Here is a 17,912-nt window from a genome sequence, read left to right as displayed (position 1 = left end):
TAGTCCTGAAATAACTTCCTGATTTCCCCTGAAGCTACAGATTAGGGATAATAGCCACAGCAATACGAAGTACAGGAAATTACCTTGAGCCATTATTCTCCAGCTGTCGCTATTCAGATGATTCGTTTCTACAACACCCTCAACGAGCGTGATCGCAGACGTTACGCCGCTGTTGAAGCTGTTAAACTTGGACATGGTGGTATCGCATTCATATCTCAGTTATTGAACTGAGATCCCAAGACCATCAATCGTGGTGTTTCTGAACTGGAGTCAGAAGAACAGATGGAGTCTGCCCGTCAGAGAAAAAAGGGGTGGACGGAAATCTCTGATTGAAAAAAATCCAAAGATCGTTGATAACTTTCATCAGGTTTCGCGCGACCACACGGCTGGAGACCCGATGCGGGAAGCCGTGAAATGGACGAACCTTTCCCGACGTAAAATCTCGAGTAAGCTTAGTGAACTGGGCACTCCAGCAGGTAAGAATATCGTTTCCCGCTTGCTTCACGAGAATGACTACCGTCGTCGTAAACCACAGAAAAAGCGTACCATGGGACAGAATGCTGATCGCAACGCTCAATTTGAAAATATTACCCATTTGAAAAAAGAGTATCTTAATGCTGGCAAGCCAGTGATCAGTATCAATACCAAAAAGAAAGAGTTGCTGGGTAATTTTTATCGTGAGGGAGTGGTTGATTCGGTAGACCCCATTATCGTTAATGACCATGATTTTCCCAGCGTTAGTGACGGCAAAGTCATTCCCCATGGTATTTACGACTTGGGCAAACATACAGCCTCCTTGCATCTTAACGCGAGTCATGACACGACTGAATTTGCCTGCGAAAGCATCGAACTATGGTGGAATGAACAGGGAAGAGTGGACTATCCCGATCAGGATGAATTGCTGATTCTGTGTGATGGTGGTGGCAGTAACAGTGCGACAACGTACATCTTCAAGGAAGACCTTCAGGCACTATCGAACCGTTTGGGGTTGAAAATCCGAATAGCACACTACCCACCGTACTGTTCCAAATATAACCCCATTGAGCATCGTTTATTTCCCCATGTGAAGCGTGCCTGCAAGGGGGTATCACTGGAAAGCATCGAAACAGCGGCGCACTACATGAGTAAAACAGAGACAAGCAAAGGCCTTGCCGTGACAGTCAGGATCATCGACAAAGTGTTCAAAACGGGCCGAAAATATGCAACTAACTTCAGGAAAAAGATGACCATTCAGTTCGACAGACTCTTGCCAAAATGGAATGACAGAGCTGTCCCCGTAACTGAGTGAAATACGGAAGTTATTTCAGGACTATTCCTAAGAGGCCGTTCGTTGCCATCTGCCTTTGGAATGAGCACTCCTCGGGCAGGGCGAGGGCGATAGCTTCCTTTATGCACTCGTTCATGCAAGGATTTCAACCGGATTTCCAAATCCTGCTGATAGAAGCACCATGTAACACCATCTGCTCCCGCCGCTGAATTCCGTTTCAGCTGAAAGAAACTCTCCTTTAGCAGGTTCGGGGTCAGATGATGAAACAAAGCCGTAAACTGCAAACGACTGTCCTTTGCCGCTGCCTGACGTATACCCAACAGATTGGACGAAGCGTTGCTCCGGCTCTGAGTCCGGACACCGACATGCTGTTGAATATTTCTCGTGGTCAAGCCACTTTCCTCCACGACCTCCGCCACAGATAAATCTGCTTTGTTCGGCTGCTTCTCAGGTACTATTAGCTTGTCCGACTTCCTACCAACGACAACAGGCGTATGGTTATTAGCCTTCCCCATTGTGTCTCCTCTGGCTAATACAGGAGAAACCGGCAGGATCTCCCGAGTTCCGCACAAAATGCTTATCTGCATGCACAAGGTCTACGACTGCGCGAGGTCTACCGGTCACTTGCGGATTTATGCGACCTGCAGTTTTGCTTTCTGCTTCAGTTAACAACATCAGCACCTCGAATTGATTGATTTCGCAGCTCAATACTTAGCCTACAGACACTCCTGTCAACGCTTCACCAGATACCTTACGATAACAGGCGCATGACTCGGAGCTGGGGCGACCCGGCAGTCTTACTCCACAGGGACTTTCACCCTTAACATCTAGCCGATTTATCTCGGCACTCTAAGTGCTCATTTTTTATAGGAAAAAGCGTTGACTTCGAGAATAGCCCCTTGACTTTACTGGGTTGTAGCTATTCGGCTCCAAAATTCGCCTACAAAAATGAGCAGTTACGAATTTTGAGCAGTTACGAAAAAAAGATACTCGTCGCTTATTAAAGTAAAACCCCAGTACAGCTTCCCAGCAATATCATTGTAATAACTGATTCACATTCTATACTGCCCTCACTGCAAATTTTTAACAGAACGAATAATCACAAAATTTGGAAGTTAATACTTGTGAGTCGAATGTTTTGTCGCCTTGTTTGCGCCTTATATTTACTGCCTGTTTTAGCTCGGGCAGAAATCATTCCAGCGGTTAAAGAGGTGGGTGATATCTATCTGAAGTCCTTTAACAAGGATATGGAAGAAGATGCACCGGATCTGGTTGATCCTGCCAATGAACGCTTTGTATCCTTGATAAATGATCCATCAGGACTCGCTGAACAAAAAGCTATAAACAAAACGGAATATCAAAAAAGAGAGGTTCTAGTAAGGCTGCTCGCGGCACAGATCAGCAAAATACCCAAGCCCGTAAAACTCAGCCCGAGGATCTGGGAAGACAACCGTGTTGTAGGAGATGAAAGGTCTGAACGTCCTTCTCTGTTAGATAACCTGTTTCCCAGTAAAACATTAGCCGGGGAGATTTACAGAGCGCTGATACTGGCGCAACCAACCAGTGACCACAAGGTTCTTCAACATCAGCAAACATTGGTAAAAGAGGCCAGTCAGGCTGCGCCCACACGAAAAAAAGCACTGGCAACCCTTGAAGAACTACGTCCTCACGAGCCTGAAATTACCAGCTTTTTTGACCCATCAGACATTATTTACAGCACAGCCATGCAAGAATCTTTGGCGTCATATGGTTATCGTTCTGTTCTGCAAAAAATATACGACGGCTCTGCTTACGCACTGTCCTGGACCCTGTATATTGCCCTGAAAACCTGGTTTGGTATCTCCACAGCCAACGTGATTACAGCCCCGTTTCTACTACCGCGCTATTTATCATGCTCATTTGTTCTTTCCATAACTTACGTAGGCTTTTATATCAGTTCAGCTATTGCTCTGGAAACTTTCGAATACACCCTGCGACAGCTAAATCAGAAAAGGAATATGACGATTTATAAAGCACTCAGAGTTCGCCTTGATGCTTTATCTCAATACCTGCGCATTGCCATGAGGCTCAACGATGAAACTGAATTGCCTGAAGCGTTGAGATTGGATCTGACCTCCTATGAAAAAGAAGCCATTGACGCCTTTCTCTATGATTCCGAATGGCTCATCTACAAAGACCCAACGGCCAGCAGATACTACATAACCAAGGCCGCAGAGACGCTCAGACAATCCATTGAACTGAAAAAGACGATTGCCAAAGTCCTCTATCAGACAGCAAAGATGGATCTCTATCTTTCCATTTCTGAACGGATGGACTCTGATGCTGAAAACCAGCCTGGAATTACATTTACAGAATTTTCAGACCAGCCAGCCTTTATTCGTGCTCTTGACCTCTGGAACCCGGCTGTTGATCCAGACAATGCGGTCACAAACAATGTGTTGCTTGGTACAAAAGGCTCAGCCCCTTCACCAATCTGTTACTGGTCCCCAACTCCAACCACATGCAATGCTGAATCAGAAGTCGCACCAAACGGTCTTATCCTTTCCGGCTCAAATGCCTCGGGCAAGTCGACCTTAATGAGAGCCCTGACAATCAATGTGCTGTTTCTTTCCCAGGTGGTCGGCATAGCGACAGCAAAAAGTTTTGAGACCAGTTTCTTTCATGCAGCCCATAGCTATATGGATAAAAGCGACAAGACGGGAGACTACTCCTCCTACAAGGGAGAACTCCAGCAAGCTTTAGCGGTTTTAAAGCAAGCTGAATCCATGGGAAATAAAAAGAATATGCTCGCCTGCTTTGATGAGCTTTTAAGCAGTACCAACCCAAGGGATGGCCTGAAGGTTATCAAAAAAGTGCTGAGAGCCTTGTCTCGTCAGTTAACAACTCTCTCTATAATCTCTTCTCACTATGATCTGAAATCCCTGCTCACCCCGGAGGCCAGAGACTTTGCCCTAAAACATATGCATGTAAAAAAAACAAACGGCACTCTGATCAGAACTTTCCAGTTAAGGGATGGGCAGAATGAAGAGAACAGCGCCCTCTACCAACTGATGGAAGAATTTCAGTTCATCCCTGAAATCTACGAAGAAATAAGAAACATTGCTGTAGCTGAAGGTGAGATAGATGAATAAGCGGCTATGGAATCCCCTTTTTACTGCCTTATTCCATAACTTATTCGGTAACAAGGCTTCATCCTCAGTAGTGACGAAATATTTTCTGTCACTTCTGCCTGCTGTTCTTCTAGCCAGCATCCACTGCGCGTATGGCATGGAGATCGATCGACAAGAGATCCTGAAAAAATATTACCTTTCTAAATTTACAGACCTTGAGCACAATGCCGTTTCTACCCACGAAAAGCTCTCTCCTTTACGAACAAGAACCATGTTGGAACACTATTTACTGCCTGAATTCTGTCCTGAATGTGACACACACAACACCACCAACCGATCCGTTCAGTTTCATACTGATGTCTGGCAGGATACACAGGTCTTTCAGACCCCAGGAAAAGCTCACGTTTACGATATGGCCTTTCCAGGAACAAGCACTCTGGGCGAATTTTATGGAGCCTACCTGCTGGTTTATGGAGCCACCTGGAGTGACTCAAAAATCAGTCATCGGAAGAATTTGATTAAAGCCCTGAAAGACAACAACCTCCGCCGAAATCTTCAGTCCAATCTTAAAACGTTGAATCAACATTTAGACAAAGGCCTAGCCCTGTTTATCAGAGAACATCCATTCAACCATCTTCTGGATGCGTCAGCATTAATCGATGAAAGCATTCCTGTCAAGCTTTTGCAAGACGATAATTCTTCAAATATTCGGGAACCCTGCTCTGGTTTTAGCGAACTCAATGGCTACAAGAACATCACAAACCCAAATATCTGCAGTCTTTTGGATTACAACTTTAATGGTCATTACTCTTTACATTTTCAGTATATAGCCTATGCGGAAAGTCTCCTCGCCGTCAGCTCTATTTGTTTCAATTACAGGTTCAAAAAAAGATCAAGAGAACTCAATTATTATTCAGAGAACAACAAGCTTCACGGAATAGTGAATTGGCTGATATTTTCCGCCAAGGCAGATAGCTGGGCTGATCTGGCCACGATACCGCTGAGCCTTGCACTCTCCATACAGAGAACCTACGAGCATCATTGGGACAAAAAAAAACTTAATGAAGATATGGCCAGAAGGTTGCTGGAGTTCAAACCTTTCATTGAAGCTTTATTCAATTTCTATAGTTTTCAAGACCTTCCTGACATCAACTTTTTCCTGAACAAAAGTGAGATAAAGTTAGTTTCTGAACTACGCATATACATGAATCAAATTTCAACTGGTGGTCATTTATATCAGCACAACCTTGCGCGCATTGTGGCCTCTGTTCGAAGAATCCTGGCTCTTCGAGAAACCATAATCCGACTACTGGCCAATGCTGCCAAGCTGGATTTTTATCTTTCTGTTGCGGAAGGCATAGGCAACCACCGTCGTTGGAGTTTTGTCAAATTTGATAAGAATGATTATGGACGTATTCAGGAAGGTCCTGGAATTACTGCGAGAAGTTTATGGAATCCGTTATTACCGGCTCATCAGGCAGTAGCCAGTAACCTGACATTAGGCGATACTGCCCCGCGCAACATCATTCTCAGTGGTGCCAATGCATCAGGCAAATCGACCTTCCTCAGAAGCGTTGGTATCAACACGATCTTTTTTGCCCAGACTCTGGGCATAGCGGCGGCCAAGACGTTCCATTTTCGTCCCTTTACTCATTTTGACAGCCTGATTGATAAGAGAGATCAGAAGGGTCGCTCATCCTACGAAGGAGAAAAAGAAACGGTAGGAACTGTCTGGAAATACAACTACCAGCTGAAAGAACAGTCGGCTGAAGGTAAAAGAGTTCTGGTTATCGCTGATGAGCTCTTCAGAACAACCAACCCGCATACTGGTGCAGCAGTATCCAAGAGACTGGTTGCAAAGCTAGGAGCCATGCCTCACACGACCGCTCTCATATCAACTCACTTCGATAAACTGCACGAGTTGGGAGAGGAGCACCCTGAACTCTTTGCCAATAAACACATGAAAGCCGATTATGATGAGCAGGCTGGTGGGATTACCTCTATGAGATTTCAACTGACCGATGGCGTCTGTCCGCACACCAATGCGATTCAGATGTTTGAAGAAGAGCTGGAACAGAACTATCCAGAGCTATTTGAATATTAAACTCCCTCTCTGCCTGAACAGCGGTGTTTGTCAACAAAGTTGTCGCCTCCACCTTACGCCGCTTCTTTAACAAGTGGCTTAATACAAGCTTCTGATCGTTCAGGGTTTAACCAGACCTCATCCTGAAGTGACCAGTCCCGTGTTGATCGGCTACCCCATCTTTCAGGGTTTCTGGCTTTAGCCTGCTCCATCAGCTTCTCTCGCTGGGTCAGACACTTTTTAGCCTCACCATAGTGCCTTTGTGAAGGTGTGACGAACTTCAGGCTGCTATGCTTGTGCTCCTCGTTGTACCAGGTCACAAAACCTGACGACCACTCTCGTGCTTCCGTCAGACAGCCAAAGGGTTTTGTTGGGTAATCAGGACGGTATTTCATGGTTCGGAACGTAGACTCTGAGAACGGGTTGTCATTGCTGACTCTTGGCCGGCTGACTCTTGGCCTGCTGAATGACGGCACAATGCCCAATCGTTGCAGGGTGGACAGCATGGTTGCACCCTTCATCGGACTGCCATTGTCTGAGTGCAGGACAAGCAGGTTATCCAGTTGGCCAATGTCATGTTTCAGGCAGGCTTTGCTTATCATCTCTGCAGCATGATCTGCAGACTCTGTTTCATGGATTTCCCATGCAACGATCATTCTGCTGAAAATATCTTCGACCATGTACAGGTAATAGAACTGCCCTTTGATATTTGAGCGAACGTAAGTGATATCCCAGGACCATACTTGATTCGGCCCTTTAGCTACATACGAGGTAGGTTTGCGCCCTCCAGAGGCATTAACCCGACCACGGCGGTGTTGCTGGCCTTTCGCCTTGAGAACTCGGTAATACGAAGATACAGAGGCAATGTAGCGGCCCTCATCCAACAAGGTTGGCACGATCTGGCTGGGTGGCAGACTTTGAAAACGAGGCTCGTTACACGCCGCCAGAATGGCCTGACATTCAGACTCGGTAAGTTTGTTAGCCGGAGCAGGTCGGTTCGCTGTTTTTCTGCCATCCACTTTCACATTATCCTCCTGTTTCCATCGCTGAAAGGTGCGTACAGACAGTCCCAGAACCTGACAGGCAGCAAGTTGTCTGGCTCCTTGTTCCATTGTTTGTTCAATCATGGTTTACAGCATTTTTGTGATCTTGGAGGCTGATCAATCGTCCTCGCGCTCCCCCCAGATCGCGCGGGCCTTTTTTGCCAGTACCAGCAAGGCAGCGGTTTCAGCCAGAGCCTTGTCCTTGCGATTGAGTTCACGTTCAAGGTTCTTGATGATTTTCTTGTCTTGTTTGCGTTCTTCAGCAAGCAGTTTACGCTGTTCGGCAGCTTCAGCATTGGCTGTCAAACAGGCGGTTTCCCATTGTGCTATTTGCTCAGGAAACAAGCCCTTTTTCCGACAATATTCGGACAGTTCTGTTTCTTTCACCACATTGGGCGGAAAAATATCTGGATCGTTGGTGTACAAGAGTCATGCGATCAAAGATAGAGCCGATGAAAAAAGTTGCTAAAACTGTTCGACGACACAAGCCTCTCATCCTGAACTGGTTCCGGGCAAAAAAGGCGTATTCCAGCGGTATTGTTGAGGGTCTGAATACCAAGATAAAACTCACTACGAGAAAATCATACGGATTCAGAACCTATATCAGAACCTATAAATGCGCAGAAATCGCTTTATATCATGCACTCGGCAAGCTGCCTGAACCGGAAATGACCCACAGATTTTACTGACGAGGCAAAAAAGAAAGCCTGAACGAATATTTTGAGACCCTGACACCCGAGCAAAAGGAAGGCATTGAGTGTGTGGCTAAGGACATGTGGAAGCCTTACATTAATGCGGTTATGCATCATGTGCCTGAAGCTCATACCAAGATCGCTTTCGACAAATTTCATGTCGCCCAGCACTTGGGGAATGCCGTCAACAAGGTACGGCTGGAAGAGCATAAAAGCCTGATGACAATAGGCTCTGGTGTGCTAAAGGGTACCAAGTACGACTGGTTAACGAACCCTGACAACATGACTGACGAGAAGTGGGACGCATTCGAGTCATTACGGTATTCCAACCTGAAAACAGCGCGAGCCTGGTCGATCAAGGAAACAGCGATGTCACAGTGGGATTACAAGTCACGAGCCTGGACTAAAAAGGCTTGGGCTCGTTGGTTAAGCTGGGCGCAGAGATGCCGTCTTGAGCCAATGAAGAAAGCAGCAAAGACAGTCAAAGAGCACCTGTGGGGCATCATTAACGCTATCGTTTTAAAAGCCGACAACGGTCGTTCAGAAGGGTTGAATGGCAAAATTCAGAGGCTTAAGGGAAGAGCGTACGGCTATAGAAACAGAGAGCGATTCAAAACAGCAATTTACTTTCACTGCGGTGGTCTTGAGCTTTACCCGGTGACAGCAAAGCGCTGAAAATTACCCACATGATCTAATGATGATCCCATCTGGGTAGCTCATTTTCATGTTCTGTATGAGCTGTGTTTGCAGATTGATACCCAGATCCTGACAATCGCTTTTAAACTCAAGCGTACCTCCTCCTTGTCGCTATCAGAGTTTTGACGGTGAACTCGTTTGAGGAGAAGTTGAGAAATGAGATAAAGGTACAAGTCGTTGATCAGACAAAAGCTAGGAGGCTGACCGAGAATAGCGGCCGAGCATAAAATTCAGTAGAACGAGTCAGCTTTTTCACTGAATTTGTGCGAATAGTTGACCTATTTAGTGCCTGAACGAAAATCCTCGAATAGCTTATAGATCAAGACGTCTACGTCATATTTACCGTATGAAGTTTTTCCTAAAGCTTGGCTTTTAACGCTAGAATAGCCCTAATCATGTCTATTTCCTTCATTCTTCGGCTCAAAAATAATCATGCGACAGGTACAATCCAGACAACTTCAGATCGGTGAAGTGGATATTGGTAGCATTGAACTCGATCATCGGTCCCGTGATGATATTCCCCAGATCCTGCTTGGCTTACAACACCTCTATTTGAATGCCGAAGCCCGGGATTTAGTCTTTTCTCTTCTGGAGCAGGCTGTCCCTGAAAATATCAGCCCTGACAGGGGGCGACCAGGAATGCAGCTGTGGAAGATCCTTGTTCTGGGTGTACTCCGGTTAAATCTTGATTGGAACTATGACCGGCTTCGGGAAATGGCCAACCAACACGCCACCATCCGGGCAATGCTCGGTCACGGGATGTATGACCTGTATGAATATAAGCTCCAGACGATTAAGGATAACGTCTCACTTTTAACCCCCGAACTGCTCAATCAGATTAATGAAGTCGTTGTGGCTGAAGGCCATAAAATAGTTGGAAAAAAAAAGAAGATCCGCTGAGAGGTCGCTGTGACTCTTATGTTTTAGAAACCGATGTTCATTTCCCGACAGATCTCAACCTTTTGTTTGATGCAGTCAGAACTGTCGTTGTTCTTACTGCACGCTTTGCAGCCAGGGCTGAGGTAAGTGGTTGGCGACAGTGGCAATACAACCTGAATCAGTTGAAAAAAATGTATCGTCGTGTACAGATATTACGACACTCTACTTCGAAAGATCCTGCCAAAAAACTTCAAAGGGACAAGGAAATCCGACAAGCCTGTCAGAACTACCTGAATGGCAGTCAGGCATTGATTAACAGAGCTGAAGAAACACTTCAGGACAAGGCGTTCATTACGATATGTCCAGCGAATAAATACAGTTCTATCCAGAAGTTTATCGATCATGGTAAGCGGCAGGTGGATCATGTTAAACGTCGATTGATCGACCATGAAAAAATCCCTCATGATGAAAAAGTATTCTCGCTCTTTCAGCCGCATACTGAGTGGATCAATAAAGGTAAAGCAGGTGTTCCGGTTGAGCTTGGCGTCCGTTTGGCGATTGTTGAAGACCAGTATGGTTTTATTCTGAACCATCGGGTCATGGAGAAAGAAACCGATGAAAAGGCTGCCGTTCCGATCATCCGGGCAACCAAAGCCGCCTTTCCATCTTTGAGCGTTTGCAGTTTTGATAAAGGGTTTCACTCACCATTCAACCAAAAAGATTTGCTTAAATACCTTACTATGGTCGTATTACCAAAAAAGGGATTACGAACCCGGGCCGAGCAGGAGCGGGAAAACGACCCGGAATTCAAAGCGGCTAAAAGAAAGCACTCGGCGGTAGAATCAGCGATCAATGCACTTGAGTCTCACGGGTTGGATAAATGCGCGGATCACGGAATAGATGGACTGAAACGCTATGTTGCTCTCGGAGTTCTTGCCAGGAATTTTCAGAAGATGGGGGCAGAGCTTCAGAAAATAGAACGAAAGAGCGCAAAAAAACGACAACTTCGACTCTGTGGCTGAAAGCACTGACGGTTAATTCGAAAAAAGAATAAAATCAGTAAAGACTGAGGTCGTCGCTTGTCTTGAAATTGCAGAAATGACGAGTTTGGTAAGAAAATTACGATGAAACTGGCAAATCAGAAAGTCTATTGATCGATTATTCAAATATCTGGCTTATGAAGGCTGAACTTCGAACAGAAAAGAGCATTTTCCGTTCGGGCACTAAATATAAAAAAGTCCCATTACTGAATTGCTGTGTAGATGAAGATACCTTAATACCAATGATGGCGTTTGCATCTGAAGGGGCTAACTTAGCAAGTGCATCCAATGCCTCCTTGTACTCATTCTTATTTCTCTCAAGAATTTTTCTTAAAAGGTCTTTATTGGAAATCTCGACGGTGCGCGTGAGTTGAACCATATGGTACATCTCTTTGATAGCGCAGCCTTCTGGCAGGGTCTCTGTACTTGATAGCAGCATTATTTTTATTCTCCACTAGCACCCAAGGCTATGTTGCGCTTAAAGGTTGAAAGCGGAGAAACTCCATAATTTTATTACCCAATCGATCAGGTGTTAGAGTTTGAATCCCGGTTAAAGCTCTACGCCAGCCCAGGTAATGTGGTAAGTATTTTGTCGCAACCCCATGAAAAATCCCTTCTATCCAGCCCTTAAGATGGCCATGATATGCATTGACATGTTGTAAGTGAAAGATTCCATCTAAAACCCTTTTGCCAGATGATGTCACCAGCTCCTTGAAGGTGAATCCCAGCTTCCTCGCAAGCTTCTCGTGAGCGAGGCTTGCATCAGCACAAACAACAGTTTCAATATTGATTCGACCATTCAAATGACGACAAAGTTCGTCTGCACTCTCGTTATCAAGAATACCATCTACAGTGTGACAGTTGCGATCTCTGGCTACCATGACTGGGACTTTCCTGCATTCAGATTTCTTATCGGAGCCTCTTTTGCGAGCAGGTCTAGGCAGACCTTTCCTCTGCCCCTTAAACGACTCACGAAAGAATGTTTCGTCGATTTCCGCTATACCACCAAGCTCTGGTGCCTGATCATGCTCAATGGCTTGCAAAAAGCGATGACGCCAGCGGAATGAAGTTCCAAGCGATATTTGGCACTGCTTGGCAGCCGGACGAAGCGTGTGAGAGAATGAGTCATTCCTTTAAGATAACTGGACCATTTTTCGGGGTGCCTGAGTCGAGCCAATGGTGTTTTGGAAAAAGAGTTCAAAGTTTTATGGCAATCCTTGCAACGAAAACGCTGGCGCTGGTTGCGAATACCCCACCGCTGTAGATCTTCAGAACCGCAGTGTGGGCATATTGGTGCCTTTATAAAGCCCTCTTCGATGGAGACAGCAATATCGGAAGGGGAATGTCGATCCGATAGTGCATTAAGCAGAATATTTTTCTGTTGATTTGTCAGTAACGAAATTGCATTAAGAACTTCTTGAAACTGCTGAGACTGCATAACCTAGCCTCCGGTTGAAGAACCTCGTGACAGTTTAGTCCTGTCAACCCTTTAGCGAAACATAGCCAGCACCCAATAAGTCACTTACAAAGTAGTATTTTCAAAGCAAGAAATCTGACTACCGAAAATAGAAATAGCCTCTTTTTCCAACCTCTCTTTCAAGCCTTTTGCTTCCAAATAGTCGTTGCCAGCATCTGCAGCTTCGTCTTCATCCTCAGACGTATCACAAATAGCCTTCAGCCTGGCCAGCTCTTTATCTAAAGATTCCAGGAGTAAACGAGTTTCCCAGTCCAGGAGGGCCACATTCATTTCACGGATAACAGCCATTATACAACCTGCTTTTTAAAAACTTTCTGGCACTTCATCGCCATTTTTGACAGTAAACCCTTGAATTCATCAAGAGGCATATTAGAGACTGGACAAAGGCTGTAATGGCCAGGTCGATCATTAAGCAACCTCAGGCCAGAGGGTACTTGAACCCCTTTTGGTATTTTCCAAACCCAGCCTGACATTGGAGCCGAATCAAGCCGCTGCTTTGTCGAAAGCGAGATACCTTTTCCATTGGCAACTACCACCGCAATACCATTGACGTCTATAGTGTCTACATCTTTTGGCCGCCTGATGTTTGTCAGCCTAGGACTTGTAGAATTTCCAAGCCTATACAGATCCTCAGGAGCTAGGAATAAATCTTCTACCTGCATTCCATGTCACCTTCTCTTTTTATTAATTTCCTTGTTATAGAAGTAATATCAGCCTGTGACAGAGCTAGATATACAGGATACAAGAATCAATGTATAGCTATAAGTTATGACATTTCTTGAGTGTGAGTACACAAATCATACAACAACTCAATAGCGGATATTATCTCACCAAAATATGGACAAATAATGTACAGCAATAGGACCATAACGAGACAAGACAATCCAAAAAAATATAAAAACCCTGCACTGTAGAAACACCTACCCCCCCGTGAACTCTAAGCCGCAAGGATCATAAGACAGCAACCCCCACAATGGGGTTGTGGGGGTCGGAGGTTCGAATCCTCTCACTCCGACCAGACATAAAAAAACCCGATCAATCGATCGGTTTTTTTTATGTCTGTATTAAAGGTTGTTCTTCAATCGTGATGGCCTTTCACATCATAAATCACCACGAACGGCAGAACAAAAAAGGGATTGATACTGCTCCACCGAGAGTGGCAGCGGATTACCCGCAGCAGATGGATCTTCAAAAGCCATCAGACCCACTTTGGCAGCATCATTCTCGCCAATGCCCAGTTCTGATAACGTATGCGGAATACCCAGATCTGAGCGAAGCTGTATCACCCAGTCAAAAAAGGCCCCAAACCCCTGCCCGGGCAACTCAAGATACAAGGATAAACGACTGATTCTCTGCTCAATAACGGATTGGTTCATCTTGAGCACATAAGGCATCAGCACCGCATTCAATAAACCATGGTGTACGTCATAAAGCGCCCCAAGAGGATGAGCAAGCGCATGCATTGCCCCCAAACCCTTTTGAAAAGCAGTGGCTCCCATGGTCGAAGCGACCAGCATATGAGTTCTAGCCACTAGATTAGATCCCTCGACATATGCCAGAGGCAGATTTTCTTTAACTAACCTGATGCCTTCTACTGCAATACCTTCAGCCATAGGGTGAAAGAACGGCGAACAATATGCCTCGAGATTATGAGAGAGAGCATCCAGCCCTGTTGCGGCAGTAATATTGCCTGGCAACCCTGTGGTGAGCTCGGGATCAAGAATAATAACCTGGGGCATCATATCCGGGTGAAATATGATTTTTTTAACATGCTTTTGAGCATGAGTAATAACAGAGGCTCTCCCCACTTCTGACCCTGTACCTGCAGTGGTAGGTACCGCAATGACTGGAAATACGCCTTCTCTTTTAACTCTTTTCCAGTTGTCACCCACATCTTCAAAATCCCAGATGGGACGATCCTGACCCACCATCAATGCAATCGCCTTAGCCGCATCAAGTGCGGAACCTCCACCTATAGCAATGACTCCGTCATGGTTACCCTGCTTAAAAGCAGCTACTCCAGCCTCGACATTTTCCCCGGTAGGATTGCCCTTAATATCTGAAAAAAGATGACACTCAAGTCCTGACTCATGGCAGCTGATCAATGCATTCTGCAACATAGGTAAAGCTTTAAGGCCCGGGTCCGTCACCAAGAGAGGCGCTTTAATACCCAACTCTAAACACACATCGGGCAGTTCCTTGATACGCCCCACTCCAACTCTTATAGAAGCAGGATAATTCCATTGCATCGTGAATGACTCAAGCTCAGACATAAAACGCTCCCGCTATAGATATCCCGACAAAGCCACTTCACACACACTCAAACCTGCTTAACATGATAAGACTTGGGACGAGTAACAGCCTCAAAACCCAATTCTGATAATGTACATCCCCTCCCGGACTGCTTCACGCCAGTCCAGGCTAAAGAAGGGTCGAGATAGTCACACCGATTGATAAAAAATGTGCCTGTTTCAATCTGATCACCCAGCTCCACCCCCTTCTCCAGGTCCTGAGTATAAATTGCTGCAGTCAGACCAAAATCACTGTCATTCATTAACTTCATTGCTTCTTCATCAGAAGAGACCTTCATAATACCCGCAACCGGCCCGAAGCTTTCCTCATGCATAATACGCATGGAATGGTTCACATTAACCAACAGCTGGGGAGCAAGATAAGGCGTTCCCGAATTTGACTGAGGGAATTTTTTCTCATTAATCAGCTTTTGAGCGCCCTGTTCTACAGCCTCTGCAACCTGCTGCCTGACAAACTCCGCAGCACTGGTTCTGACCATGGGGCCCAATGTGGTTTCAGGATTGTGAGCAGGCCCCAGCTTGTATTGATTCACAAACGTTTCAGCTCTCTTGAGAAAATCGTCGTATATGGACTGATGAACATAAATCCGCTCAATGCCACAACACGACTGCCCGGAATTGAAAAATACACCATCAAGGACAGATTCAACCGCAACATCCAGATCAGCATCTTCACGAATATAGGCAGGGTCTTTCCCCCCCAGTTCGAGGCCTACACTAATAAACTGGCCAGCAGCAGCCTTTTCTATCTCTTTTCCTGCCGGTACTGAACCAGTAAAAGCGACATGTCGTACACCACCCGACTGAATAAGGTGTCGTGTTTCTTCATGAGACATATGAAGGAACTGAAACACACCTTCAGGCACACCTGCTTTAAGAAACGCCTCAACCATTCGTTCAGCACAAAGAGGTGTTTGAGCTGAATGCTTTATGATGACAGCATTACCGGCGACTAACGCCGGTACGATTGAATTCACAGCGGTGAGATAAGGATAATTCCAGGGAGCTATGACCAGAACCACTCCCAAAGGCTCCCTTTTAATATAACGATCAAACCCCCTTCGCTTGGGCAAGACAATGGGCTTTAAAGCAGAACTTGCTGCATCCAGCATAAAGCGTGCACGCTCTTCAAAACCTGAAACCTCACCGCCACTAAATTGAATAGGTCGACCCATCTGCCAGGTAATTTCATCCGCTATTTGATCTTTATTATCAACAAAGCAGTCTACAGCCCGACTACATAGAGCAACCCTTTCTTCCAGCGGTAAGCTTCGCCATTGCTCTTGAGCACTCAGAGCACGCAGAAGGGTTTTATCGACCTGGTCGCCGCTGGCCAACTCACGCTCTACATAAATTGAGCCATCTACCGGAGAAACAGTTTTCTGGATTGATTCCATATTCAGCCCGAGTCATATGATTTCGAAGTAACGATCCAATTCCCAATCAGTAATATGTTTTCTGAATTCCCTTTCTTCCCACTCTCGGGAAGCCGCAAAATGATCAACAAAGGCATCACCCAGCCACTCACGGGCAAAAGACGATTGCTTGAACTTTTGTGACGCCTCCCAGAGTGTCGAGGGTAAGGCTAGCTCAGATGAATGATTTTGCTCGTAGGCATTGCCTTTAACCTGAGGCTCTGGCTCCCACTCATTGGCGATACCTCCCAAACCCGATGCCAGGGCTGCAGCAAGAGCGAGATAAGGATTAGCATCGACTGGGGCAACACGATATTCAATGTGTTGAGAATGCTCAGAACCAGAAATTACTCTGAGTGCCGTTATCCGATTCTTGACTCCCCAGGTAGCATGGGTTGGAGCCCAGAAGCCAGGAACCATTCGGGTATAACTGTTAACGGTAGGAGCAACCATACAGAGGTAATCAGGCATGAGCCTCTGCTGACCAGCAATAAAGTGTCGCTGGAGTTTGCTGATCTGATGGGGATTGGAAGGATCATGAAAAACAGACTCGCCGGACTGAGTGTCTTTCAAAGAGATATGGATATGACCACTCTGCCCTGGGTAATCTGCCGACCACTTCGCCATATTCGCCATAAAGGTAGCCATCATTCCATTGCGCTGGGCGAGTACTTTCAGAAAGGTTTTAAAAAGAGCGGCTTTATCGGCAGCATTACGAGCAGAATCGACGGTAATCGCAGCTTCAATCACCCCTGGTCCCGTCTCGGTGTAAATCCCCTCAATGGGAAAGTCCATCACCTCCGCCATATCAAGAATCTGATGATAGAGCTCCGAATGAACGGAGTTTCTCAACACTGAATAACCAAACCAGTCCGGAGTAATAGGCTTTAGATTTTGAAAACCTTTCTCACGAACCGAATCAGGGGTCTCTTTAAATAGAAAAAATTCGTACTCAAAAGCAGAGCTGACTTCAAAGCCCAGATCTTCCGCCTTTTCAATGACCCTGCGAAGGGTGCCTCTTGGGCAGAGTGATTCAGCGTCACCCGAAAATTCGGCAAGAAAGAAAAGCATGCCGTTCTCAAAGCGGTAGTTCGCGACAGCTTTCAGGCAAAATACGAACAGGAGCATCTGGATAACCCGTATGCCAACCCGTATAGTAGACATTGTCGTACAATTGATCCTTGGTATCCCATCCAAGAATCACATCACAAAAAGAAAAACCTTTCTCCAAAGAAGCAAAGAACTTGCCTTTGCTCATGTACTTACCCAAAAGCACACCATAGTTATCGAAAAGGCCCACTTTGACATGAGTCAGCCTCCTAGCATCCTCTACCGTCCTGACATCCCTGGGGCTTGGCATGGGGCGCTCCGATTTAGTATTTTTATTCCTTTCTTTTTATCAGAATTTAAATATCAGTGGTAGATAAAAACAAATATATCAACAACTCATTTTTATAAGATTCCACCTCTTTAAAAAATATCTAAGTATACTTTTTAAATGCCAATAAAAATGCTTGAAAAATACAGATTGACTTACTCTTTGTACAAAATGAATAGCCTTTATTTGAGGAAAAATATGAATTCCCCCCTAAAACAACATCAGAGCGACCTTTAAACTGATTAGAGCAACAGACAGCTTACCTTTGAACGTCTAAAAACTCACTTACATTACACGACGATTTGTTGTTATATTCACAAATTCACAGTAGTATCGTAAATCATAGATCTATAAAGACGACAGCACTTGCATTAGGTGTACATGTCGTATATATTCCGCGACAAATACTACTGCATTCTATGGAAGAGAATATGATTCAGCGGATAAAGGGAACAAAAGATACACCACCTATTCGTAACCTCCTTTTTATTTCAGGCTCAATTTACCCTGAAAACCATCT

At 45.4% G+C, this 17,912-nt stretch carries 16 protein-coding genes and 2 pseudogenes; 8 read left to right on the top strand and 10 right to left on the bottom strand.

Going from position 1 to position 17,912, the window contains the following annotated elements; genetic code table 11:
• Positions 1-84: 84 nt before the first annotated feature.
• The 5 genes from GZ78_RS30100 to GZ78_RS25410 all read left to right on the top strand — a co-directional run bounded on the left by GZ78_RS30100 (position 85) and on the right by GZ78_RS25410 (position 6,481).
• Positions 85-231, top strand: coding sequence for a hypothetical protein (locus GZ78_RS30100; protein WP_201772804.1), 147 nt, complete (start codon positions 85-87; stop codon positions 229-231).
• 19 nt (positions 232-250) lie between these two features.
• Entirely contained in the window at positions 251-1,288 is a 1,038-nt protein-coding gene (locus GZ78_RS25425) for an ISAzo13 family transposase (protein ID WP_201772803.1), read from the top strand.
• A gap of 236 nt (positions 1,289-1,524) precedes the next feature.
• Entirely contained in the window at positions 1,525-1,692 is a 168-nt protein-coding gene (locus GZ78_RS30530) for a hypothetical protein (RefSeq protein ID WP_236631692.1), read from the top strand.
• 708 nt (positions 1,693-2,400) lie between these two features.
• Positions 2,401-4,398, top strand: a complete 1,998-nt coding sequence (locus GZ78_RS25415; RefSeq protein WP_236631699.1) for a MutS-related protein — start codon at positions 2,401-2,403, stop codon at positions 4,396-4,398.
• Positions 4,391-6,481: a MutS-related protein gene (locus GZ78_RS25410; protein ID WP_034842702.1), complete on the top strand. Its 2,091-nt coding sequence runs from the start codon at positions 4,391-4,393 to the stop codon at positions 6,479-6,481. Before GZ78_RS25415 ends, GZ78_RS25410 begins: the two co-directional genes overlap by 8 nt.
• Positions 6,482-6,534: 53 nt before the next feature.
• Here GZ78_RS25410 and GZ78_RS25405 read toward each other — a convergent pair whose 3' ends face one another.
• Complete coding sequence (locus GZ78_RS25405; RefSeq protein ID WP_034842700.1) at positions 6,535-7,587, bottom strand: IS3 family transposase; 1,053 nt, start codon at positions 7,585-7,587, stop codon at positions 6,535-6,537.
• Positions 7,588-7,620: 33 nt separating this feature from the next.
• Complete coding sequence (locus GZ78_RS25400; protein ID WP_201772806.1) at positions 7,621-7,929, bottom strand: hypothetical protein; 309 nt, start codon at positions 7,927-7,929, stop codon at positions 7,621-7,623.
• Between GZ78_RS25400 and GZ78_RS27915 the strand changes: the two are divergent.
• The 3 genes and pseudogenes from GZ78_RS27915 to GZ78_RS25380 form a co-directional block, all read left to right on the top strand.
• Positions 7,896-8,192: pseudogene (locus GZ78_RS27915) on the top strand (transposase); the annotation flags it as partial. The gene GZ78_RS25400 and the pseudogene GZ78_RS27915 sit on opposite strands and share 34 nt — an antisense overlap.
• Positions 8,193-8,210: 18 nt before the next feature.
• Positions 8,211-8,870 carry a transposase gene (locus tag GZ78_RS25390; RefSeq protein ID WP_081870046.1) on the top strand — a complete coding sequence of 220 codons (660 nt, stop codon included), beginning with the start codon at positions 8,211-8,213 and terminating at the stop codon, positions 8,868-8,870.
• A 453-nt stretch (positions 8,871-9,323) separates the two neighbouring features.
• A protein-coding gene (locus tag GZ78_RS25380) for an ISNCY-like element ISEnu1 family transposase (RefSeq protein ID WP_407919821.1) occupies positions 9,324-10,792 on the top strand; the annotation gives its coding sequence in 2 pieces (ribosomal slippage) (positions 9,324-9,768 and positions 9,768-10,792; 1,470 coding nt in all).
• 136 nt (positions 10,793-10,928) lie between these two features.
• On the opposite strand, the gene GZ78_RS25375 is transcribed toward GZ78_RS25380, so the two are convergent.
• The 8 genes and pseudogenes from GZ78_RS25375 to GZ78_RS30840 form a co-directional block, all read right to left on the bottom strand.
• Positions 10,929-11,249 carry a hypothetical protein gene (locus GZ78_RS25375; protein ID WP_201772802.1) on the bottom strand — a complete coding sequence of 107 codons (321 nt, stop codon included), beginning with the start codon at positions 11,247-11,249 and terminating at the stop codon, positions 10,929-10,931.
• 28 nt (positions 11,250-11,277) lie between these two features.
• Positions 11,278-12,248 (bottom strand): annotated as a pseudogene (locus GZ78_RS29190) (IS1595-like element ISEnu2 family transposase).
• A gap of 84 nt (positions 12,249-12,332) precedes the next feature.
• Positions 12,333-12,575, bottom strand: coding sequence for a hypothetical protein (locus tag GZ78_RS25365; protein WP_034842697.1), 243 nt, complete (start codon positions 12,573-12,575; stop codon positions 12,333-12,335).
• Positions 12,575-12,949 (bottom strand): Tse2 family ADP-ribosyltransferase toxin, encoded by a 375-nt coding sequence (locus GZ78_RS25360; RefSeq protein ID WP_034842695.1) that lies wholly within the window; start codon positions 12,947-12,949, stop codon positions 12,575-12,577. Before GZ78_RS25360 ends, GZ78_RS25365 begins: the two co-directional genes overlap by 1 nt.
• A 438-nt stretch (positions 12,950-13,387) precedes the next feature.
• Entirely contained in the window at positions 13,388-14,560 is a 1,173-nt protein-coding gene (locus GZ78_RS25355) for an iron-containing alcohol dehydrogenase (protein ID WP_034842692.1), read from the bottom strand.
• Positions 14,561-14,607: 47 nt separating this feature from the next.
• Positions 14,608-15,996: an aldehyde dehydrogenase family protein gene (locus tag GZ78_RS25350; RefSeq protein ID WP_034842691.1), complete on the bottom strand. Its 1,389-nt coding sequence runs from the start codon at positions 15,994-15,996 to the stop codon at positions 14,608-14,610.
• 12 nt (positions 15,997-16,008) lie between these two features.
• Positions 16,009-17,142: a glutamine synthetase family protein gene (locus tag GZ78_RS25345; RefSeq protein WP_330217636.1), complete on the bottom strand. Its 1,134-nt coding sequence runs from the start codon at positions 17,140-17,142 to the stop codon at positions 16,009-16,011.
• Positions 17,093-17,374, bottom strand: coding sequence for a hypothetical protein (locus GZ78_RS30840; RefSeq protein WP_330217635.1), 282 nt, complete (start codon positions 17,372-17,374; stop codon positions 17,093-17,095). Before GZ78_RS30840 ends, GZ78_RS25345 begins: the two co-directional genes overlap by 50 nt.
• Positions 17,375-17,912: the final 538 nt, after the last annotated feature.

It is taken from the genome of Endozoicomonas numazuensis, from assembly GCF_000722635.1.
Lineage (GTDB): Bacteria > Pseudomonadota > Gammaproteobacteria > Pseudomonadales > Endozoicomonadaceae > Endozoicomonas_A > Endozoicomonas_A numazuensis.
The sequence above is the reverse complement of the archived record's forward strand: the minus strand, read 5'-3'. Positions and strand labels throughout refer to the sequence as shown.